The organism is Vibrio sp. SCSIO 43086, from assembly GCF_051132235.1.
In the GTDB taxonomy this organism is placed as follows: Bacteria; Pseudomonadota; Gammaproteobacteria; order Enterobacterales; family Vibrionaceae; genus Vibrio; species Vibrio diabolicus.
Genome location: NZ_CP072678.1, coordinates 1,189,448 through 1,207,855, shown reverse-complemented (window position 1 = coordinate 1,207,855; position 18,408 = coordinate 1,189,448). Strand labels below are relative to the sequence as shown.

General features: G+C 44.9%; 19 protein-coding genes. 10 read left to right on the top strand and 9 right to left on the bottom strand.

Features of this window, described 5'->3' with window-relative positions:
* The first annotated feature begins 85 nt into the window (after positions 1–85).
* The 4 genes from J8Z23_RS21650 (at position 86) to J8Z23_RS21635 (ending at position 4,360) form a co-directional block, all read left to right on the top strand.
* On the top strand, positions 86–544 hold the full coding sequence (locus J8Z23_RS21650; protein WP_005395543.1) for a MarR family winged helix-turn-helix transcriptional regulator: 459 nt from the start codon (positions 86–88) through the stop codon (positions 542–544).
* Between the two features lie 303 nt (positions 545–847).
* Positions 848–1,405: an alkyl hydroperoxide reductase subunit C gene (gene ahpC / locus J8Z23_RS21645; RefSeq protein ID WP_005395542.1), complete on the top strand. Its 558-nt coding sequence runs from the start codon at positions 848–850 to the stop codon at positions 1,403–1,405.
* Between the two features lie 157 nt (positions 1,406–1,562).
* Positions 1,563–3,131 (top strand): alkyl hydroperoxide reductase subunit F, encoded by a 1,569-nt coding sequence (gene ahpF / locus J8Z23_RS21640; RefSeq protein ID WP_258586317.1) that lies wholly within the window; start codon positions 1,563–1,565, stop codon positions 3,129–3,131.
* An 809-nt stretch (positions 3,132–3,940) separates the two neighbouring features.
* A complete protein-coding gene (locus J8Z23_RS21635) occupies positions 3,941–4,360 on the top strand; it encodes a VOC family protein (RefSeq protein WP_395202750.1) in 420 nt (139 codons plus the stop codon).
* Between the two features lie 77 nt (positions 4,361–4,437).
* Here J8Z23_RS21635 and J8Z23_RS21630 read toward each other — a convergent pair whose 3' ends face one another.
* Positions 4,438–4,977, bottom strand: coding sequence for a CAP domain-containing protein (locus J8Z23_RS21630; RefSeq protein WP_434635368.1), 540 nt, complete (start codon positions 4,975–4,977; stop codon positions 4,438–4,440).
* Between the two features lie 127 nt (positions 4,978–5,104).
* The gene (locus tag J8Z23_RS21625; protein WP_375222645.1) at positions 5,105–6,061 is read right to left on the bottom strand and encodes a LysR family transcriptional regulator; all 957 of its coding nucleotides are present in this window, start codon (positions 6,059–6,061) and stop codon (positions 5,105–5,107) included.
* A 126-nt stretch (positions 6,062–6,187) separates the two neighbouring features.
* On the opposite strand from J8Z23_RS21625, the gene J8Z23_RS21620 reads away from it, so the two are divergent.
* From J8Z23_RS21620 to J8Z23_RS21610, 3 genes are all read left to right on the top strand, one after another.
* Positions 6,188–6,874 (top strand): DJ-1/PfpI family protein, encoded by a 687-nt coding sequence (locus J8Z23_RS21620; RefSeq protein WP_046875663.1) that lies wholly within the window; start codon positions 6,188–6,190, stop codon positions 6,872–6,874.
* 83 nt (positions 6,875–6,957) lie between these two features.
* Complete coding sequence (locus tag J8Z23_RS21615; RefSeq protein WP_375222644.1) at positions 6,958–7,443, top strand: sigma-70 family RNA polymerase sigma factor; 486 nt, start codon at positions 6,958–6,960, stop codon at positions 7,441–7,443.
* 167 nt (positions 7,444–7,610) lie between these two features.
* Complete coding sequence (locus tag J8Z23_RS21610) at positions 7,611–8,306, top strand: VC0807 family protein (protein ID WP_104972112.1); 696 nt, start codon at positions 7,611–7,613, stop codon at positions 8,304–8,306.
* Between the two features lie 73 nt (positions 8,307–8,379).
* On the opposite strand, the gene J8Z23_RS21605 is transcribed toward J8Z23_RS21610, so the two are convergent.
* The gene (locus J8Z23_RS21605; RefSeq protein ID WP_434635367.1) at positions 8,380–9,372 is read right to left on the bottom strand and encodes a zinc-dependent alcohol dehydrogenase family protein; all 993 of its coding nucleotides are present in this window, start codon (positions 9,370–9,372) and stop codon (positions 8,380–8,382) included.
* Positions 9,373–9,460: 88 nt separating this feature from the next.
* Positions 9,461–10,276, bottom strand: a complete 816-nt coding sequence (locus tag J8Z23_RS21600; RefSeq protein WP_434635842.1) for an AraC family transcriptional regulator — start codon at positions 10,274–10,276, stop codon at positions 9,461–9,463.
* Positions 10,277–10,387: 111 nt separating this feature from the next.
* Here J8Z23_RS21600 and J8Z23_RS21595 point away from each other — a divergent pair, with 111 nt between their 5' ends.
* Positions 10,388–11,080, top strand: a complete 693-nt coding sequence (locus tag J8Z23_RS21595; protein WP_301566946.1) for an MOSC domain-containing protein — start codon at positions 10,388–10,390, stop codon at positions 11,078–11,080.
* A gap of 48 nt (positions 11,081–11,128) precedes the next feature.
* Here J8Z23_RS21595 and J8Z23_RS21590 read toward each other — a convergent pair whose 3' ends face one another.
* The 4 genes from J8Z23_RS21590 to J8Z23_RS21575 form a co-directional block, all read right to left on the bottom strand.
* A complete protein-coding gene (locus J8Z23_RS21590; protein WP_176319865.1) occupies positions 11,129–11,629 on the bottom strand; it encodes a (R)-mandelonitrile lyase in 501 nt (166 codons plus the stop codon).
* 43 nt (positions 11,630–11,672) lie between these two features.
* The gene (locus J8Z23_RS21585) at positions 11,673–12,338 is read right to left on the bottom strand and encodes a carboxymuconolactone decarboxylase family protein (protein ID WP_258664599.1); all 666 of its coding nucleotides are present in this window, start codon (positions 12,336–12,338) and stop codon (positions 11,673–11,675) included.
* Positions 12,339–12,495: 157 nt separating this feature from the next.
* Positions 12,496–12,849, bottom strand: coding sequence for a cyclophilin-like fold protein (locus J8Z23_RS21580; protein WP_434635366.1), 354 nt, complete (start codon positions 12,847–12,849; stop codon positions 12,496–12,498).
* 150 nt (positions 12,850–12,999) lie between these two features.
* Positions 13,000–13,449 carry a cupin domain-containing protein gene (locus J8Z23_RS21575; RefSeq protein ID WP_086015559.1) on the bottom strand — a complete coding sequence of 150 codons (450 nt, stop codon included), beginning with the start codon at positions 13,447–13,449 and terminating at the stop codon, positions 13,000–13,002.
* 423 nt (positions 13,450–13,872) lie between these two features.
* On the opposite strand from J8Z23_RS21575, the gene J8Z23_RS21570 reads away from it, so the two are divergent.
* Positions 13,873–14,796, top strand: coding sequence for an AraC family transcriptional regulator (locus J8Z23_RS21570; protein WP_005392187.1), 924 nt, complete (start codon positions 13,873–13,875; stop codon positions 14,794–14,796).
* A 130-nt stretch (positions 14,797–14,926) separates the two neighbouring features.
* Here the strand turns inward: J8Z23_RS21570 and J8Z23_RS21565 are convergent, their stop codons facing one another.
* Positions 14,927–15,928: an arginine deiminase-related protein gene (locus J8Z23_RS21565; protein WP_046875656.1), complete on the bottom strand. Its 1,002-nt coding sequence runs from the start codon at positions 15,926–15,928 to the stop codon at positions 14,927–14,929.
* A 403-nt stretch (positions 15,929–16,331) separates the two neighbouring features.
* Here J8Z23_RS21565 and J8Z23_RS21560 point away from each other — a divergent pair, with 403 nt between their 5' ends.
* Positions 16,332–18,182, top strand: a complete 1,851-nt coding sequence (locus J8Z23_RS21560) for an ABC transporter ATP-binding protein (protein ID WP_005392176.1) — start codon at positions 16,332–16,334, stop codon at positions 18,180–18,182.
* Positions 18,183–18,408: the final 226 nt, after the last annotated feature.

Here is an 18,408-nt window from a genome sequence, read left to right as displayed (position 1 = left end):
ATATCGAAGTAAAGATCGTTTGCAACTATATTGTGCACAATTTATTTTGTTACTCTCTTTCTCTGTGAGCAGGTAGGCAACGCCAATGAGCCAGTGTTACACCGACAACACCATGACCAACGACGATAAACTCTTACTCGAAAACCAAGTTTGCTTCCCGCTCTATAGTGCAGCAAATGCGGTGATCCGAGCTTACCGCCCTTTGCTGGACGAACTTGATCTGACTTATTCGCAATACTTAGTGATGATGGTGTTGTGGGAGAAAGACGGTGCCAGTGTTAAAGAACTGGGCTCTCAACTGCATTTGGATTCAGGCACGCTCACGCCGCTGCTTAAACGATTAGAAACAAAAGGCTATGTAGAACGTGGTCGCAGTGACACCGATGAGCGCGTACGCGTACTCAACCTTACAGAGCAAGGTCGTGACCTCAAAGAGCAAGCCAAGTCAGTGCCAAACGCCATGATGTGTAAAATCACGTTAGAGCTGGATGAAATGATCATGCTGAAGAAGTTGTGCGGCAAGGTGCTCGACAATCTGAACTAAAAAATAAAAGCATCAGCTTCCCCACTTCCTATTAGAAAGAGCCTGCCGAAATGCAGGTTCTTTCGATCTTAGCCAGACGATATCTTAAAGGTCATCATCGGTATTCTCTATTACCACTCGGCCTTCATCTTCAATAAAACCTATCAAAGCAAACTCACTTACATCGGGCTTCCCTATTAATAAAGATAGGAAATGACTATCAATAGGATAGTTACAAGCGATTTTCCTTAAACACAATCCAATGCGAATATACTTTCCGAAAGCAAGAACTGCTCACCCTAAAACATTCTGAGGAAAGTAAAAATGATTAATACAAAGATCAAACCATTTGCAGCTACAGCATACAAAAACGGCGAATTCGTTGAAGTAACAGAACAAGACGTTCTAGGCAAATGGGCTGTATTCTTCTTCTACCCAGCAGACTTCACATTCGTATGTCCGACAGAACTAGGTGACCTAGCAGACCACTACGAAGAGCTACAAAAACGCGGCGTTGAAGTGTACTCAGTATCAACAGACACACACTTCACTCACAAAGCTTGGCACGATAGCTCAGAAACCATCGGCAAGATCCAGTACTACATGCTTGGCGACCAAACAGGCAACATCACAAACAACTTCGGTGTGATGCGTGAAGGTCAAGGTCTTGCAGACCGTGCAACGTTCCTAATCGACCCAGAAGGTACTATCCAAGCAATGGAAATCACTGCTGAAGGTATCGGTCGTGACGCAGAAGACCTACTACGCAAAGTGAAAGCAGCTCAGTACGTAGCAGCACACCCAGGCGAAGTTTGCCCAGCAAAATGGAAAGAAGGCGAAGAGACGCTAGCTCCTTCTCTAGACCTAGTAGGCAAAATCTAAGCCACTGAATTTAAGCTCAATTTGACATGCTAATTGACGCTTAACTTAGAGAGCATTCCAGGTTAGATACCTTGACGACCTTCTGCCTGGTTTGCTCTCTCCCTACTGATTTTATCCAGAGTAACCACTCTTTTGTTTATTTAAGGTAACAACAACTATGTTAGACCAAGCGATCCAACAACAACTCAAACAATATCTGGCTAATGTAAAAGAAGACGTTCGTCTAGTGGTTAGTCTAGATGAAAGCAAAGCATCGAATGACATTCTGTCTCTGGCGAACCAAATCGCAGAGATGAGCGACTTTATCACCGTTGAACGTGACGACAACGCAAGCGCACGTAAACCAGTGATGACGGTGACGAACCCAGTAAAAGGCACAGCACTTCGCTTTGCTGGCCTACCAATGGGTCACGAATTTACCTCTCTGGTATTGGCATTACTGCACTCTGGTGGTCATCCAATCAAACTAGAGCCGGAAGTGATTGAACAAATCGCAGCGCTAGATAAAGAGTTGGAAGTTGAAGTGTTCATTTCACTGTCGTGCCAAAACTGTCCAGACGTTGTTCAAGCGTTCAACATGATGGCGGCAATCAACCCGAAAGTGAAAGCAACCATGATCGACGGTGCACTCTTCCAAGATGAAGTGAAACAACGCGACATCATGGCCGTACCAAGCGTATTCGTGAACGGTGAGCTATTCGGTCAAGGCCGTATGTCTCTAACTGAAATCCTAAACAAAGTGGATGACGAAGCGAGCGAGAAAGCCGCAAAAGCACTGAGCGAAAAAGACCCATACGACGTGCTAGTTGTCGGCGGTGGCCCTGGTGGTAGTGCAGCAGCACTATACGCAGCGCGTAAAGGTATTCGCACTGGCGTTGTCGCTAAACGCTTCGGTGGTCAGGTGATGGACACCATGGCAATCGAGAACTTTATCTCGGTAAAGCGTACTGAAGGTCCAAAACTGGCGACTGACCTAGCAGAGCACCTAAAAGAATATGACGTAGATGTCGTGACTGAGCAACAAGCGCAAAAACTGATGGGCGCAGCACACACAGAAGATGGCTTGATTCATATCCAACTTGAAAGCGGTGCAACGCTGAAAAGTAAGAGTGTCATCCTTAGCCCTGGTGCACGCTGGCGTGAAATGAACGTTCCGGGTGAGCAAGAGTACCGCAACAAAGGCGTCGCGTACTGCCCACACTGTGACGGCCCGCTATTCAAAGGCAAGAAAACCGCGGTTATCGGTGGTGGTAACTCAGGCATCGAAGCGGCTATCGACCTTGCTGGTATCGTAGAACACGTAACGGTTCTTGAATTCGCAGACGTACTTCGCGCAGACCAAGTGCTTATCGACAAAGCGAACTCACTACCAAACGTAGACATCATCACGATGGCGCAAACTACTGAAGTTGTGGGTGACGGTACTCGCGTAACAAGCTTGAAGTACAAAGACCGCAACACAGATGAAATCAAAGAGATTGAACTGTCAGGTATCTTTGTTCAAATCGGTCTAGTACCAAACACAGAATGGCTGAAAGATTCAGAAGTAGCGCTTTCTGAGCGCGGCGAAATTGAAGTTGGTAGCCGTGGTGAAACCAGCCTAGAAGGTGTCTTCGCAGCCGGTGACGCTACGACGGTTCCTTACAAACAGATCATCATTGCGATGGGTGAAGGTGCAAAAGCAAGCTTAGGCGCGTTTGACTACCTAATCCGTAAGCAAGGTTAATCTCCAATTTCTTGAGCACAAAGCGCACGGTGCGGTGTTTTCTTCCCCGGAAAACCAATCGGGGCACCGTGACAGCGATGAGTAACAAGAAATAAAAGCAAAAAACTAGAAGCCCAAAGACTTTGCCAGCAGGTACTAACTGCTGGCTTTTTTGGTTTTTGGGGATGTACTCCGAGTTCAAACTGGAGAGAATGGCTCTACAATCACGGATAATTCGGTTCACTCCACCAGCATCACAACGCGCTGCGAATAGATTCTGAATACTCGCTTAGGCTCATTCAGAATGACGCTGTTCGTTTAGCGCTCTCTTCACGTCATTCCCGCGAACCTAGGTGAGACTGGGAATCTACTAACCGTAAGCTTGAACGAAAGAAATTCACACACATACACGTGAAGCATCAACGGTTAGAGGGTTCTGAACATGATCCTCCTCTCAACCTCAAACCACCAACCCCACCTAACCTTCGCTTGTATAAAACTCTAAAGATCTCAACACTCCGGGCTCAAAGAGGAGGGACTGGTTCTGCAATCGTGGACAGTTAACTTCACACCGCTTGCATCACAAAGCGCTGCAAATAGATTCTGAATACTCGCTCGAAAATGATTAGCACGAACAAACAAAAGATGAAAGAGGATTGCAAGCACCTAACCCAACTCGCAGATTCAAGTACCACCCCACCGAATCTCTCCATGTACCAAGCTCCAAAGACATCTACCCTAAAAAATTTAAAAAAAGCCCTTTACCTCGACTTAACTTGAGGTTTTAGCATGTTCATCGTTGGCTAGGAAATGACAAAAAGGAGCACATCATGATCCAACTAGAACATATTAATTTAGTCGTGAAAAACATCCCTGAAATGCTGAAGTTTTATCAAACTGCATTTCCACATTGGTACGTGCGTGATGAGGGGAAAGGCGAATGGAGCGGCAAGCATAGAAACTGGCTGCACTTTGGCGACGAGTATCAATACATTGCGATGAGTGACCACGGTGAAGGTGAGAACCGCGAGTTGGGCGGCCATCAAGTTGGACTAGCGCATTTTGCTTATGTAACCAATAATGTCGATGCCATCATCAAAAGGCTGACCGATGCAGGTTACCCAATTGCCCAGCCTGGGGCTGATGAGCCATACCGCAAGAATGTGTATTTTGTTGACCCTGCAGGTTTTGAGATCGAATTTGTTGAATACCTGACGGATGACCCAAAACTTCGTAACCTGACAAGCTAAAAGAGACGTAAATAATAAAACGCCAGCAGATGGTTACTGCTGGCATTTTAGTTTATCTATCAGGTTTCTTTATCGCATTAGCGCTGTTTGGCAAAAACCTGAGTCCAGTAATACCCGTAGCTTGCAGAGTGATTTTCGACAAGCGACGCGCCCATCTGATCAAAATCCGCACTCATGATATTTAGGCAGTGACCTTCGCTCGATAACCAAGCATTAACGACGGCGTTAATGGAACTTTGCCCTACGGCGACATTCTCACCAATAGCGCTCCAAGCATAGCCCGTTGCGTTGACTCGATCTGACATATTGCTGCCGTCAGAGCCTGTATGACTCATGAAATCGCTGTTCGCCATGTCGCTTGAATGTCGATAAGCGGCGCTTTCCAAATCGTAGCTCCAAGTCAGGGCTCCAACAGGTGGCATGGTGGTTGCCCCACACTGCTGTGTAGTAGAGCGAGCACTGTTGACCGCTGCGAGCATCTGCTCGGCAAATGTGCCTTGTAACGATGTGGAACCTGTGTTTTGAGAGCCGCTGTCTACAGGTGCTGACGACTCCCCGTCGCCGCCACATGCGCTGAGAAGTAGAGCCATAACTGGCACTAAGATCTTAGTTGGCATTGTCTTTCCTTTATGAGTGACGAAGAGCAAACTGCGCTTGTCGATAATAACGCCCAATAACCTAACAAAAACCCATAAAAGCACCATATGGCTTGGAGTGTTTTAACCAAAGACTCACATGAAGTTTTCAATCGCCTTGGTTCGGTTGGTAAATCGGCAACGTTTCAGCCCACGTATGGAATGGCGTTTCATCCATATCCTGTATCGCTTGGGTGATAAAATCGATGAACACCCTCACTCGAGCAGGCACATATTCCCGGTTGGCATAGAGAAGATACACGCCATTTCCTGCTTGGCGCATACTCGGAAATATCGGCACTAAACGCCCCGCTTTGAGCCAATCTCTCGCGATAAAGTGAGGAATCTGAGTTAACCCTAAGCCTTCTGCGCAAAGCTCTGCCATGGATTCGCCGTCGTTTACAATAAAATTTCTCTCGGGGTTATACTCACTTGCACCGTCTGGTTCTGGCATCCGAATCGGCAACAGTTTCCCCGTTTGTTTAAAACGAAAACGAACCCAAGAATGGTCATTGAATACATCCGAGCCACTCGGAACACCATGCCGCGCTAAGTAATCCTGACTGCCACAAATAATAAAATCGATAGGACTCAGCTGGCGCACAATCAACTGGCTGTCCTGAACGACACCAGATCTAATCGACACATCAATCCCTTGCTCAATAATATCAACGTAGGCGTCATCGTAATGAATATCGATAGTGATGCTGGGGTAGCGGCGACAAAACTCTTTTAATAAAGGGCGAATGTAAAGGCGACCGTAGGAGACTGGCACGTTAATCTTAAGCAGCCCTGAAAGCGCATCATTGTGGCTTTTCAATGAATCCTCACACGCCGTCAGTTCGTCCAGTACAAACCTAGCGGTATTTGCGTATCGACGACCGGCTTCTGTCAGACGGATCTGTCGCGTAGAACGTTGGAAAAGCTGTATTCCCAAGTCGCTTTCAAGACGATGGATAGCCTTACTCACCGTAGAAGGGTCTGTGCCATACGCTTTGGCGGCCGCAGCAAAACTGCCACCTTCTAAAGTGGCAATAAAAAATCGTAGGGACCGTATCTTATCCATAAAACTCGTGCATTCCATTCGTGAACTTTATTCACTTTAGTAAAGACAAAGTGGCTCTTCAATCACCAATCAGCCCAAATATAATGAATCTCAATAACTTGATGCTCTGTTAGCGAGGAAAAAACAATGGGTAAAAATGGATTAAAGAATGCACTACAACTATTGATAGCGACCTTAGTTCTATTCTTTGGGATGCTTCAAACGGCACATGCGGCGGATAAACGCATTGGCATTCTGGTTTATGACGGCGTATTGACCTCTGATGTTACTGCGCCTTTAGAGGTCTTTGGTGTCGCAAGTCGGCTGACTTGGTTTAGTGATTATGAAGTGCTCACTATTTCCGTCTCTGAGCAGAAAACCATCACCACTGAAGAGGGATTAAAAATTGGTGTGGATGCTTGGATTGGCGATCAGCCGGAGCTCGACGTGCTGGTTTTAACATCCAGCTACGACATGGATGCGCTAATCGAAAACAAGGATCTCATTCACTTTATTCAAACCACATCAAAGGCGGCAGATTGGATGGCAAGTAATTGCTCTGGTGCGTATCTATTGGCCGAGGCTGGCCTGTTAAACGGTAAGAAAGCGACGACATGGGCAGGAGGTGAAAACGGATTACAAAAAGACTATCCAGCAGTTGATGTACAGGTCGACCAGAATTTTGTTGTTGATGAGGGTGTCATCACCTCAAACGGCAGCCTAGTTAGCTATCAAGCCGCCCTTAAATTGCTGCATCTCATGACTTCAGAATCTAAAGCTCAAGAAGTCGCAGACGCCCTTCAATACTCACGTTTTTCTACCCAGCCATTTTAAGCGAGCAAGAATGAAACCGCAGGTAACCTTTGAGCTTCAGAGGTTACCTTGCTACTCAGCTCTACACTTCTGATCTTAATGCTATGGAAAAACACAAACGATACGAAGCACTGACGAAGGAGCGATACCAAGATATCTATCGTCTCGCATATTGGCTGTGCAAAGATCACCACCTTGCTGAAGATTTGGCGCAAGAAACCTTTCTGAAAGCGTGGCGATTCTTTGATAACTTAAATGATCCCAATGCCGCGAAGCCTTGGCTCATCACCATTTTGCGTCGTGAGAATGCTCGGCGCTTTGATAAAAAGCAGTACGATTTTGTCGATATTGATGAGTGTGTAATACAGGCAAAAAACTACCCTGGCAGTGACCACGACATGGCACAAGATTGGCTTCAAAAACAAATGATGATTCTCGAACCCAAATACCGAGAGCCATTGGTCTTAAAACTCGTAGTCGGGTTTAATCATAATGAAATTGCTCAAGTCTTAGAGCTTAATCACAACACCGTGGCGACTCGATTATTCAGAGCACGCAATCAGATGATTTCGCAGAGGGAGCGCGATTAAGACACAAAAAAGTAGTCAATCATGTCAACTAACTGGCTATGCTCCGGTCTATTTCATAAGTCGTTACACAACTCGGCGCTTTAACGCTTTACATCAAGCGCGACTAGATGAACACTTCTCGTCAAAGTACAATAACAGCCGACATAGAGTAGAGTCAGTAAAACATTATGAGTAACACAACGGCGAAAAAGCCGAATCCCCTATTCGAGATTCTTTTTAACGTATTCATCCCTTCCTTTATCTTGATGAAGTTTAGCGGCGATGAACACCTAGGAACAGCAATGGCGCTGGTTGTCGCTTTGCTATTTCCTATCATTTACGGCGGTATGGACCTTGCCCGGAACAAGAAATTTAACTTTATTTCTGCACTTGGCTTTATCAGTGTTTTATTAACTGGCGGCATTGGCTTGTTAGAGCTTGATACACGTTGGTTAGCCTTGAAAGAAGCCCTGATCCCTGGCCTGATCGGTTTAGCGGTTTTGGGCTCAACGTTTACCCGCTATCCACTGATGCAGAAGTTAGTACTGAATGACACGGTATTGAATTTATCGCTGATTAACGAACGCTTGAAAGAGAACGGTCAATCAGAGGCATTTGAACGTTGTCTAATGTCATCAAACTATCTGTTTGCGAGTACTTTTGCGTTCTCATCCGCAATGAACTACTTCCTTGCGACTTGGATCGTGACCAGTCCTTCGGGCACGGCTGCTTTTAATGAAGAGTTGGGTAAGATGACGCTTTACAGCTACCCGATGATTGCAATTCCAAGCATGTTAATGATGTTCGGTATTTTTTATTACATTTGGCGTCAAGTACGTACGATGACATCGCTCGAAACAGAACAAATTTTCCATCTAAAATAGTCCCATCATTACAAATAACCCATCAAAAAAGGGAGGATTTTATCCTCCCTTTTCTCAACAGACTCACTGTAATTCATAGCGTCAAAATGATTTTTCCTGACACCGCCGATGAGCGTTGCTCAACCATTTCAATCGCAGTTTGAAAATCCTCTAGCGGCAGTTCAGACGCTACACTTAACTTTATATCGTTGGCGATAAAGTGGTCTAACATTTCAGCGAATACCGCCTTTCTCCCGCCTTTACCTACCGACTCTTCCCAATACCGCAAAAAGAAGGTGCTAAAGTCGATGTTGTTGGTCTTCATCGATTCAAAAAACGCAGGCGTATAAGGCGCTAACGACAACGTTCCGTAGTTGATGTATTGGCCATTTTCTTTCAAGGTACGAATGAGATATGTGCCAGCCTCACCGCCTATCGCATCCAAAGCGGCCGTTGGTTGTGGCAGTTTGCGCGTTTGCAGTTGCACGTGTAAGTCTTGCTTCGCGTCCAATACTGGAGTCGTATCGTACGGATACTCGTCTGGCTTTGAAGTCACAGCAATCAGTGTAAAACCCAGTGAATGAGCAAGCTGGGCAAATATCTTACCGATCGCCGAACCCGCCGCATTGATGATCACCATATCGTCGTTGTTCAACTTAGCCACTTTCGTGGTGATAACCCACGCGGTTAGCGCGTTGATGTACAACTGGCAGGCATAGCCGTTATCCAAACTTTCAGGTAGCGGAAAAAGATTCTCGGGCGAAGCATCGATGTAGTATTGCCAAGTACCACTCATCGCCACCAACACTTTTTGCCCAACTTGAAAGCCAGTTTGACCGACAGCACCAACTTCCACCACACGCCCAACCGCTTCAAATCCCGGCACGCGAGGTGGTACGTGAACGCGGCGGTATTGCCCAACACCATAAATGGAAAGCAAGTCACTTGGGTTAATATTGGTGGCTTCCAGTCGCACCCGAACCTTGCCCTGAGCAAGCGGTTTGAGGGGCACTTTTTCCAACGACAGCGATGTTTTTGGCTGACCAAAGCAGAATTGGTTCACTCGAGTATTTATCGTTGGTGCCATTGTTATTCATACCATGTAATTGAAATTCAAAAAGGAAGTATCGCGACTTCTACTCAAAAGCATTCAGTGAAGTCGAAGCTCTGTATTTCTACCTGCGCGATGCGCCGTTCACTCTAAACTGTTGTGGCGTCATATCAAAATAGGCTTTAAATGCTTTGATGTAGGATGAATCGTTTTGATAACCCACTCGGTCTGCAATGGCTTGGATTGGTAACGTTTCATCTAACAAAGAAAGCGAGTAAATCAGCCGAATTTGTTGCCGCCAAAGCAGAAATGAAGTGTTGAATTCCTTGGCGAACAACCGTGATAAAGTGCGCTCAGACGCCCCAATTTTCTCCCCCCACTCTTTTAGCGAACAGCTTAACGCGGGCTCGTCAGTCAAGTGCTCGAAAATCAGTTTTAGTCGTCTGTCTTTTGGCAGTAATAACTGAAATGTCTGCACGTTGCTTTTCAAAATTTGATCATGCAACACCGCCAGCAAATGCAGCACTTCTTCATGGCTTGCCTCATTTTCACACTGTCTGCGGATCTCTTGTAAAAGCTCATTTAAAAACGGCGTTAAAGCAATGGTTCTCACTTGTGGCTCGTACGTCGCACCAAACTCAGGGTTGAGGTAAATACCAACAAATATCGTGTTGCTCACAGCAACCGACTCGTGTTGAACACCCGCAGGAACAAATAACGCAGAAGTGTGCGGAACCAAATGCTGATAATGCTCCGTTTGCGTTTGCAATAACCCTTTGATAGGAAAGATGATTTGATGCCAAGTGTGTTGATGCAGCGCATCAATGTAACCTTTTGGCATGTCGATGGTTTTCACCAAAACAGGAGAATGGGGATTCGCGGCCATCATCTCATTGGAGGTCATGACGCCTGACTTCGAATCAATTTGGCGAGTTAGCATTGTTGATTGTCTTTTCATCCCTACTCCGACACAAGTTCACTAGGCTATCATGCTCCGCATCGCGAATGAAGATAAACACTTTATCTCTCATTCAAACAATAAGGAGGTTACATGAAGAAAATCGGCGTCGTAAAAGCTGTGCTAGCAGGGAAAACTGTCCCTTATGCTCATGGAGCGCAAAGCGCAATCAACAAACAAGTGTTGCCCGAGCGCCAGCACGCAACAGAGCTTGGTTTTATCAGTGATGAGCAAGGCGATCCACGCTTTCATGGTGGCATTCAAAAAGCGCTTCATATTTACCCAAGCGAGCACTACCCAATCTGGCAACAACAATTAGGCGAAAGAACTATTTTCCAATCCGCTGGCGGCTTTGGCGAAAACATCAGCTCCGAGGGCGTCACCGAATCCACGATTTGCTTGAAAGATAAAATCCGTATCGGCTCAACACTACTGGAAGTGTCGCAAGGTCGCATGCCTTGTTGGAAACTTAACGTACGATTTGACCAACACGACATGGCGAGAAGACTGCAAGATACGCTTCGAACAGGCTGGTATTTCCGAGTATTGGAAGAAGGCGATATCGGTGCAGGTGACGAGATTATTCTGTGCGAAAGACCTTATCCAGAATGGCCATTGGCTCGCATCATGGGTGCGGTTTTCACTGGCTGTTTAAATAGAGAAGAACTCACTAAGCTGTCTGAGCTGCCGTTAGTCGAGTCTTGGGGCAAGTTGGTCGAGCGCCGCCTAGAAACTGGCGAAGTCGAAGATTGGGAAATGCGCTTGGTTGGCCCAACAAGACAATAAAAAACGCAGAGTAAAAGCTCTGCGCTCGCTATAAAAACGTGGCCTTTGTTATTGCTGTCCTGCTGCATACTGATCATCGGTGACCTGCTCTTTCCAGATAACGTTTTCACCGTCTTTTGACGCCGTAACCACTAGGTGAGTCATTGGCGCATTTGGTGTTGCACCGTGCCAATGGTCGATATCAGGCGGACACCAAACACTATCACCAGCAGCAAATCGAATTACATGCCCATCACGCGTTCCTGTAAGTGCGGTACCGGAAGTGACGATCATGTGTTGTCCTGCAGGGTGAGTATGCCAAGCGGTTCGAGCTCCTGCATCAAAAGTGACATAGGCGGCGCTGTAGTTTGCAACTTCGTTTTCAGGAAACAACATCTCGACGTTAACTTTCCCGGTAAATAGGTTTTCAGGTCCTTGAAACGATTTCTGATCAGCAGAGCGATAAACTTGCTGCGAAGATGAGTTACCATCGGCTGCTTGAGCAATTGGAAGCATAAATCCCGTCGACAACAGCACAGACCAAATAAGCAATGATGATTTATTTTTCATAAAACGAATTCCTTTCTAATTGATATGATTGGCCAAATAATATTTATTTTTCCAAAACTGTTTTTAGGACCGATTGAGCATTGTTCGACACACTTTCACCACAGCACTCACTTAATACAACAATAAATTCCTCTAACTCTTGAATAGAAACATTGTTATTCATACTGATATTATAGTGAGCTGCTAATTGGCTATTAACACCGTTCATATTTGCTAATGCTGCAATCGTAGCAATTTCACGCTCTTTCCAAGTGAGCACATCGCGTTCAAAAATATCACCAAACAAATGTGCTTTTAGGTATTCATCAATTTGCGGAGAAAAATCGAATAGCGCGCCTTTTACTTCTGCACCAACAAGTTGTGTTTGGTTTTCAGCGCCAAATTCTAAGCTGGTTTTATCGTTAGGTAACGCGCTTGATTCTCGCCCTAAGATATCGGTAATACCTCGGCTTTTACGTTCCTCCAACACCGTCATAAATGTTGCTAGTCCATTCAAACTGCGCGGAAATCCAGCATACGCGTACAACTGAGCCAGCACTTCTTTTGTCTCGTTGACCGTTAGGCCTGCGTCTAACCCATCATTAAGGCTTTGTGTTAGTTTTTCTATTTCACCACTCGCAGTAAAAGCAGAAATAGGAATAATAGCTCGCTCTTTATCACTGAATATTTCTGATGCTGAAGCGATATTCGTTGTGCATAGTGTTGCCATAGTGAGCACCAATATTAATATTGATTTAACAGATTTGTTTAATGCTTTCATATCAAAATTCCATTATGTAACGGTGTTCTAATCCATAGAAGTTCTAGAAATATATTTATTAGCGTTCTGATTTCTACATTAATAATTCACATTGTTAACTAGGTCATTAATTGACTTTTTCGATCGTGACACGGTTTGTTTCTTTCGAAATAAAGCAATGAATCCCATCATCGATTTGACCTAATTTAATAAACCCAGACGCGTAACCAAAGTCTTTATAAAAGATAACTAAATTTCCCCAAGGGGCGTAGTAAGAGATGTCACCCGCTTTTGATTGAGTTCCAGAAGGTGCGCCTTCGCGAGTTAACTTATTCGGTAAGTAAGCAATTTTCTCTGTATTTGCGTAGTCTTGTAGATCTAATGTTAGAGGCAATTGACGAACAAAATCGTCTGTACTCGCACTGCTCTTCAATGTGCCTGAAACACTGCAATCATCGAAAATAAAACGAATTTTCACCATATTTTCCTCCAATCCAGCGCTATTAACTTCTGCGTTTACAATGCAGGGGAACATCCAGACACCACTCACCAAAACGCATCTCACCCACTGATTGAAACGGTATGCTTGTCTCATCGATATTCCCTTTTCTCACTGAAAACTTAGCTCGGGCTACTTTAGTTGCATGTACTCTTGATCAGAGACTGGTTCGCACCATTCATTACTTGCGCCTTCAGCCGGTATTTCTATTGCTACATGTGAGAACCAACTGTCTTTAGCTGCGCCATGCCAATGCTTAGTACCTGGCGCAATATGCACGACATCGCCAACATTCAACTCTTGTGCTGGTTGGCCAAATTCTTGATACCAACCTCGCCCTCCTGTCGCTAACAGAATCTGCCCACCTTCATGATGAATATGCCAAAAATTGCGACACCCTGGTTCAAACGTTACGTTCGCCACGATAAGACCAGGCTGATTGAGCAACGCCAGATAACTCGTACCGGTAAAGTAATCCGCATACGCTTCATTCTTTTCACCAAACTCGAAAATGCCTCGACCTTGAAATACACCGGCTTGCAGTACGTCAGGGATTTGAGTATTGCTTTTGTTATTCATCATGACTCCAAATAGTGTTCTTGAGTGCTTACAACTCACCAAACCATAGGTTCACTGTATTGCGCTTTGATAGATGACCGTTAGCCTATTCATTGCTAATACTTGCCCAATATTCCAAACCAATACAAAAGACAACCGTACTTGAGACCGGTTAGAAAAAACGAAATAAAAACTCATCAATACATAAGCACTTGACTATTAAATAATAAAATTCATGACAGACAATTAACCCGCTCAAAAACCAAGCAGAAAGATCAATCTCCGATCGCTTAACCTCGAAATAGACACTTGCCCAATATTCTTTACTTAAAGAAATGAACTGTTATAACTATGCTTAATTGACTCCGAAAAAGCGTTAACTACAAAGACAGAAATCGCATGCCGTTAACACCAAACCTGAGGCCAACCAGAGGAGAGCATTGACTTATGCAAGAGGTACCGTCAAACACTTCGTCAACCCTGGCCAGTGCAATAGAAAAGCTTGCCAAGCACATTGAGAAATGGGCAAATGGCGCGAACCAATATGACACAGAAATTCCAGGATTAAGGTTCAGTCGCTGGGCAACCCCAACACCACCGACAAGCTACACCCACAACCCAAGTATTTGCTTAATTGCTCAAGGGAGAAAGCGCGTGTTGTTGGGTGAAGATAGCTTTGTTTACGATGCGAACCACTTTTTGATCTCCTCTGTCGACTTGCCGATTATCGCCAATATCATTGAAGCCAGTGAAGATAAACCTTATTTAGGGGTGATTATGGAGCTGGATCTGACTGAAATATCTCAACTTATTGTCGATAGTGAGCTGACGTTTAATCAAAGCAAAGAAGCACAAAAAGGCATAGCGGTTGGAGAGTTGTCGGAGCCATTACTTGACGCCTTTCTGCGTTTAATAGAGCTGCTGGATGAAGGACAAAGCATCAAAATTTTAGCACCGATCATTAAACGAGAGATTTTTTATCGACTGTTAATCACCGAACAGGGCGCTCGTCTTAATCAAATCGTGACTGCAGGAAGTCACAGCCATCAAATCGCGAAGGCCATTGATTGGTTGAAGAATAATTTCGTAAAGCCGTTAAGTGTCAGTGAGTTAGCCGCCTACAGTGGCATGAGTAAATCGGCGTTTTATACTCACTTTCGTTCTATGACATCCATGACGCCACTGCAATTTCAAAAGAAATTAAGACTCAGCGAAGCTCGGCGTTTAATGCTGACAGAAAACCTCGATGCCATGGCGACTACGTTTAAAGTGGGTTACGAAAGCCCTTCTCAATTTAGCCGTGAATACAGCCGTTTATTTGGTGCGCCACCATCCAAAGACATCAAGTCTTTGCGCGAGAGTATGGGTTAAGCTCGGAATATCCTAGGAAGAAGTTAGAAAGTGAAACCGTCAGCCTCGTACTGCCTCGAGGCTAACGGTTTTATTATTTGGGAGAGAATGAACGTCACCTGCATTTGCAAGCAAAACTGCGCAATATTGTTTATAACACCGCTTGTCGACTAGGCAAAAATACCTCACCCAACATACAGCGAACCGAGCCACCACCAATAGATTCTATGGTAGAAACATCGAATGGCAGCAATTTACCGTGCGTCGAAAGTTGATTTCTTTGTGCTGGAGAGAAAGCATCGTATGCCGATTGCGACATCGCAATGACTTTGTCTCCATTGATGGTTTCCAACTGAAGAATGTTGCCGCAGAACTGGTTCATTTGCTCAATCGAAATAGAGATCACTTGTTTATCTTTAGCGAGAGATTTCATGACAAAACGACGCTCAAATTCTGGGATCACTTCGTCACAAATCACGCAAAACTGTTCGCCAACCGCCATCATCACATTAGTGTGATAAATAGGCGCACCAGATGGCAAACGAGTTTGAAAAGAGATCACTCGTTCATAGCCAATGCGATCGGCGTAATCTTCTAAAACCAGACGATCACAACGTTGTGAGAGTGCGGCATAGACCGTTTTATTTAAGTGGTCAAAGACCATCACACCCGTGCTTTCTAAATACGCTTGCTCATCAAGATATTCAGTTAGGCTGCTACGTCGATGAACTTCGCGCCCAGCTTGCGCTAGTGCCGCCACAAGCGCATCGGGACGCACTTCTTTTTGACGGTTTTCACAGGCCATTGGAAAGGTGTACAACGTGCCATCTGGCGTAGTGCTAAACCAGTTGTTTGGAAATACCGCATCTGGCGTCGCAACATCTGAAGCTGGATAATCAAACTCAACAACTTGAACGCCCTCTTGACGCAGCGTTGCTACCATACTCGCGAACTCGGCCATCACTCTACGCGAGACTTCTTCTTGGCTGAGTGACACTTTATGTTGGAACTCATTATCTTGTGCGGTTTCTTCATTAAAACGAAACTCTTTCGGTGGCACCATCACTACGCAGTTTGCGGTTTGGCGCTGAGCACTTTGCGTGCTTTCTTCTTTCCCATTAGCAAATTGGGTCACTGATTCGTGTAATAGCATCCAATACATTCCTTATCACTAGAATGAGGAGATTGTAAATTTATTGTTAACTTCAGTTTTGCTGTTTTCACAATTAATTTAATTATCTAGAAGTAATTTTCACTGCACTTAGCTTATTTCTCCCGAAATTTTATTGTCACTATGCAGGTTTAAGGTTTTATGGCATCGCGATGAACATGCTAAGAATTCATCATAAGAATCAGAACCATAGACAACCACACCCATAACCAACTAGTTACATTTAAAACACAATCGGTTAGACTATTTTTTCGCCCCTCTCGTCAATCCGTCTGCTTTCTCGAGGAGCAGCCAAAAACCCTTATACACGCGGCTTCGTCCAAAGCTGCGTGAATCGATGGATTTAGCCACCCCAAATGGCACTGTTTTAACTTTAGGATGAGTTATGTTTAAACGATTTGAAGGCTTTACAGAGCCGTTCCCCAAATCCACACCAGATCAGCCTCCTTCAGGGATGCTCGCTTTTTTACGTTATTACACCCGCGGCTACGAAAAGCCTTTGATCATCATGTCTTTGATGGCCACGATTGTTGCTGTCGTTGAAGTTATGTTGTTTGGCGCGATGGGACAATTGGTTGATTGGTTGTCCACCAGCAATCCAGAAACGTTCTTGCAAGACAATAAAGCAGATTTGATTTTTTACGGAACCTTATTGTTGGTTGTCATGCCCATTTTGGTGATCGTGTATTCGTTGCTCGTTCACCAAACATTATTGGGCAACTATCCAATGTCTATCCGCTGGCTTGCACACCGGTATTTGCTCAATCAAAGCTTAAACTTCTATCAAGATGATTTTGCAGGCCGAGTTGCAACTAAAGTCATGCAAACGTCACTAGCTGTGCGCGAAACCGTCATGAAAGCTATGGATGTGTTTGTTTATGTTACGGTTTACTTCACCAGTATGATCATTATGTTAGCGACGGCAGACTGGCGTTTGATGATCCCAATGATCGTCTGGCTGCTCGCTTACATCGCTATCCAAATCTATTTCGTTCCTAAGCTCAAAGACGTCGCTTCAGCGCAGGCCGATGCTCGTTCGACAATGACAGGACGCATCGTCGACAGCTATACCAATATTCAGACGGTCAAACTGTTTTCTCATAGCCAGCGCGAAACCCAATATGCTGAGCAAGGCATGAAGGGATTTTTGAATACGGTCTATCGTCAAATGCGCCTAGTGACCGGCTTTGACGTTGCTGTAGAGATCTCAAACTATATTTTGGTCTTTTCCGTTGCTGCTTTATCGATTTACCTGTGGTTGGATAGTGCCATCAGCGTTGGCGCGATTGCGATTGCTGTTAGCCTTGCATTACGCGTAAATGGTATGTCGATGTGGATCATGTGGGAAGTTGGCGCCCTCTTTGAAAATATGGGAACCGTAGTCGATGGAATGAAAACGCTCTCTAAGCCTATTGATATTAAAGATAAACCAGGCGCAAAAGACTTAGTAGTCACTGAAGGTGGCATTCACTTTGATAACGTCAGCTTCCATTACGGTGAGAACAAAGGCGTGATTAGCCATCTCGATCTCAACATCAAACCAGGAGAGAAAGTCGGCTTGGTTGGGCGCTCCGGCGCCGGAAAATCAACTTTGGTGAACTTGTTACTTCGTTTCCACGATGTCGAAGACGGCAGCATTAAGATCGATGGACAGAACATCTCAGAAGTCACACAAGACTCTTTGCGTTCAAAGATCGGTATGGTGACCCAAGATACTTCTCTGCTGCACCGCTCGATTCGCGACAATATTTTGTATGGTAACCCAGATGCGACAGAAGAAGATTTGTTGAAAGCCACCAAGCAAGCGCATGCCCATGAGTTTATCGAAACACTGACCGACCCATTTGGCAACGTCGGATACGATGCGCAAGTTGGTGAACGTGGTGTGAAACTGTCTGGCGGCCAACGTCAGCGTATCGCAATATCTCGTGTGCTACTCAAAGACGCACCATTGCTGGTACTGGATGAAGCAACATCGGCTCTGGATTCAGAAGTCGAAGCAGCCATTCAGGAAAGCTTAAATGAGTTAATGCAAGGAAAAACCGTTATTGCGATTGCGCACCGATTGTCGACCATCGCACAAATGGATCGCCTCATCGTGCTAGATAAAGGCAGTATTGTTGAGCAAGGCTCTCACCAAGAGCTCATCGCGAACAACGGTATTTATGCCCAGCTTTGGGCGCATCAAACTGGCGGATTTATCGCTGAAGAGTTAGAAAATCAACACGTTTCTTAATTAGCGAGAAACCCAATAAAAACGGCGCATGAAGCGCCGTTTTTCATTTTTATTAATAAACCTATACTCATATAGCCATTATAGTTTCTCATATATGAAACACCCTCCATGATAAAGCTCACATTTTTTCTGCTAATATACCGCCTCGTTGCGTATCCATTGCAATGAACACAATACAGAGTTTTGAGCCGTCTTCATTTGTCATTTCACTTTTTGAGAAACAGCT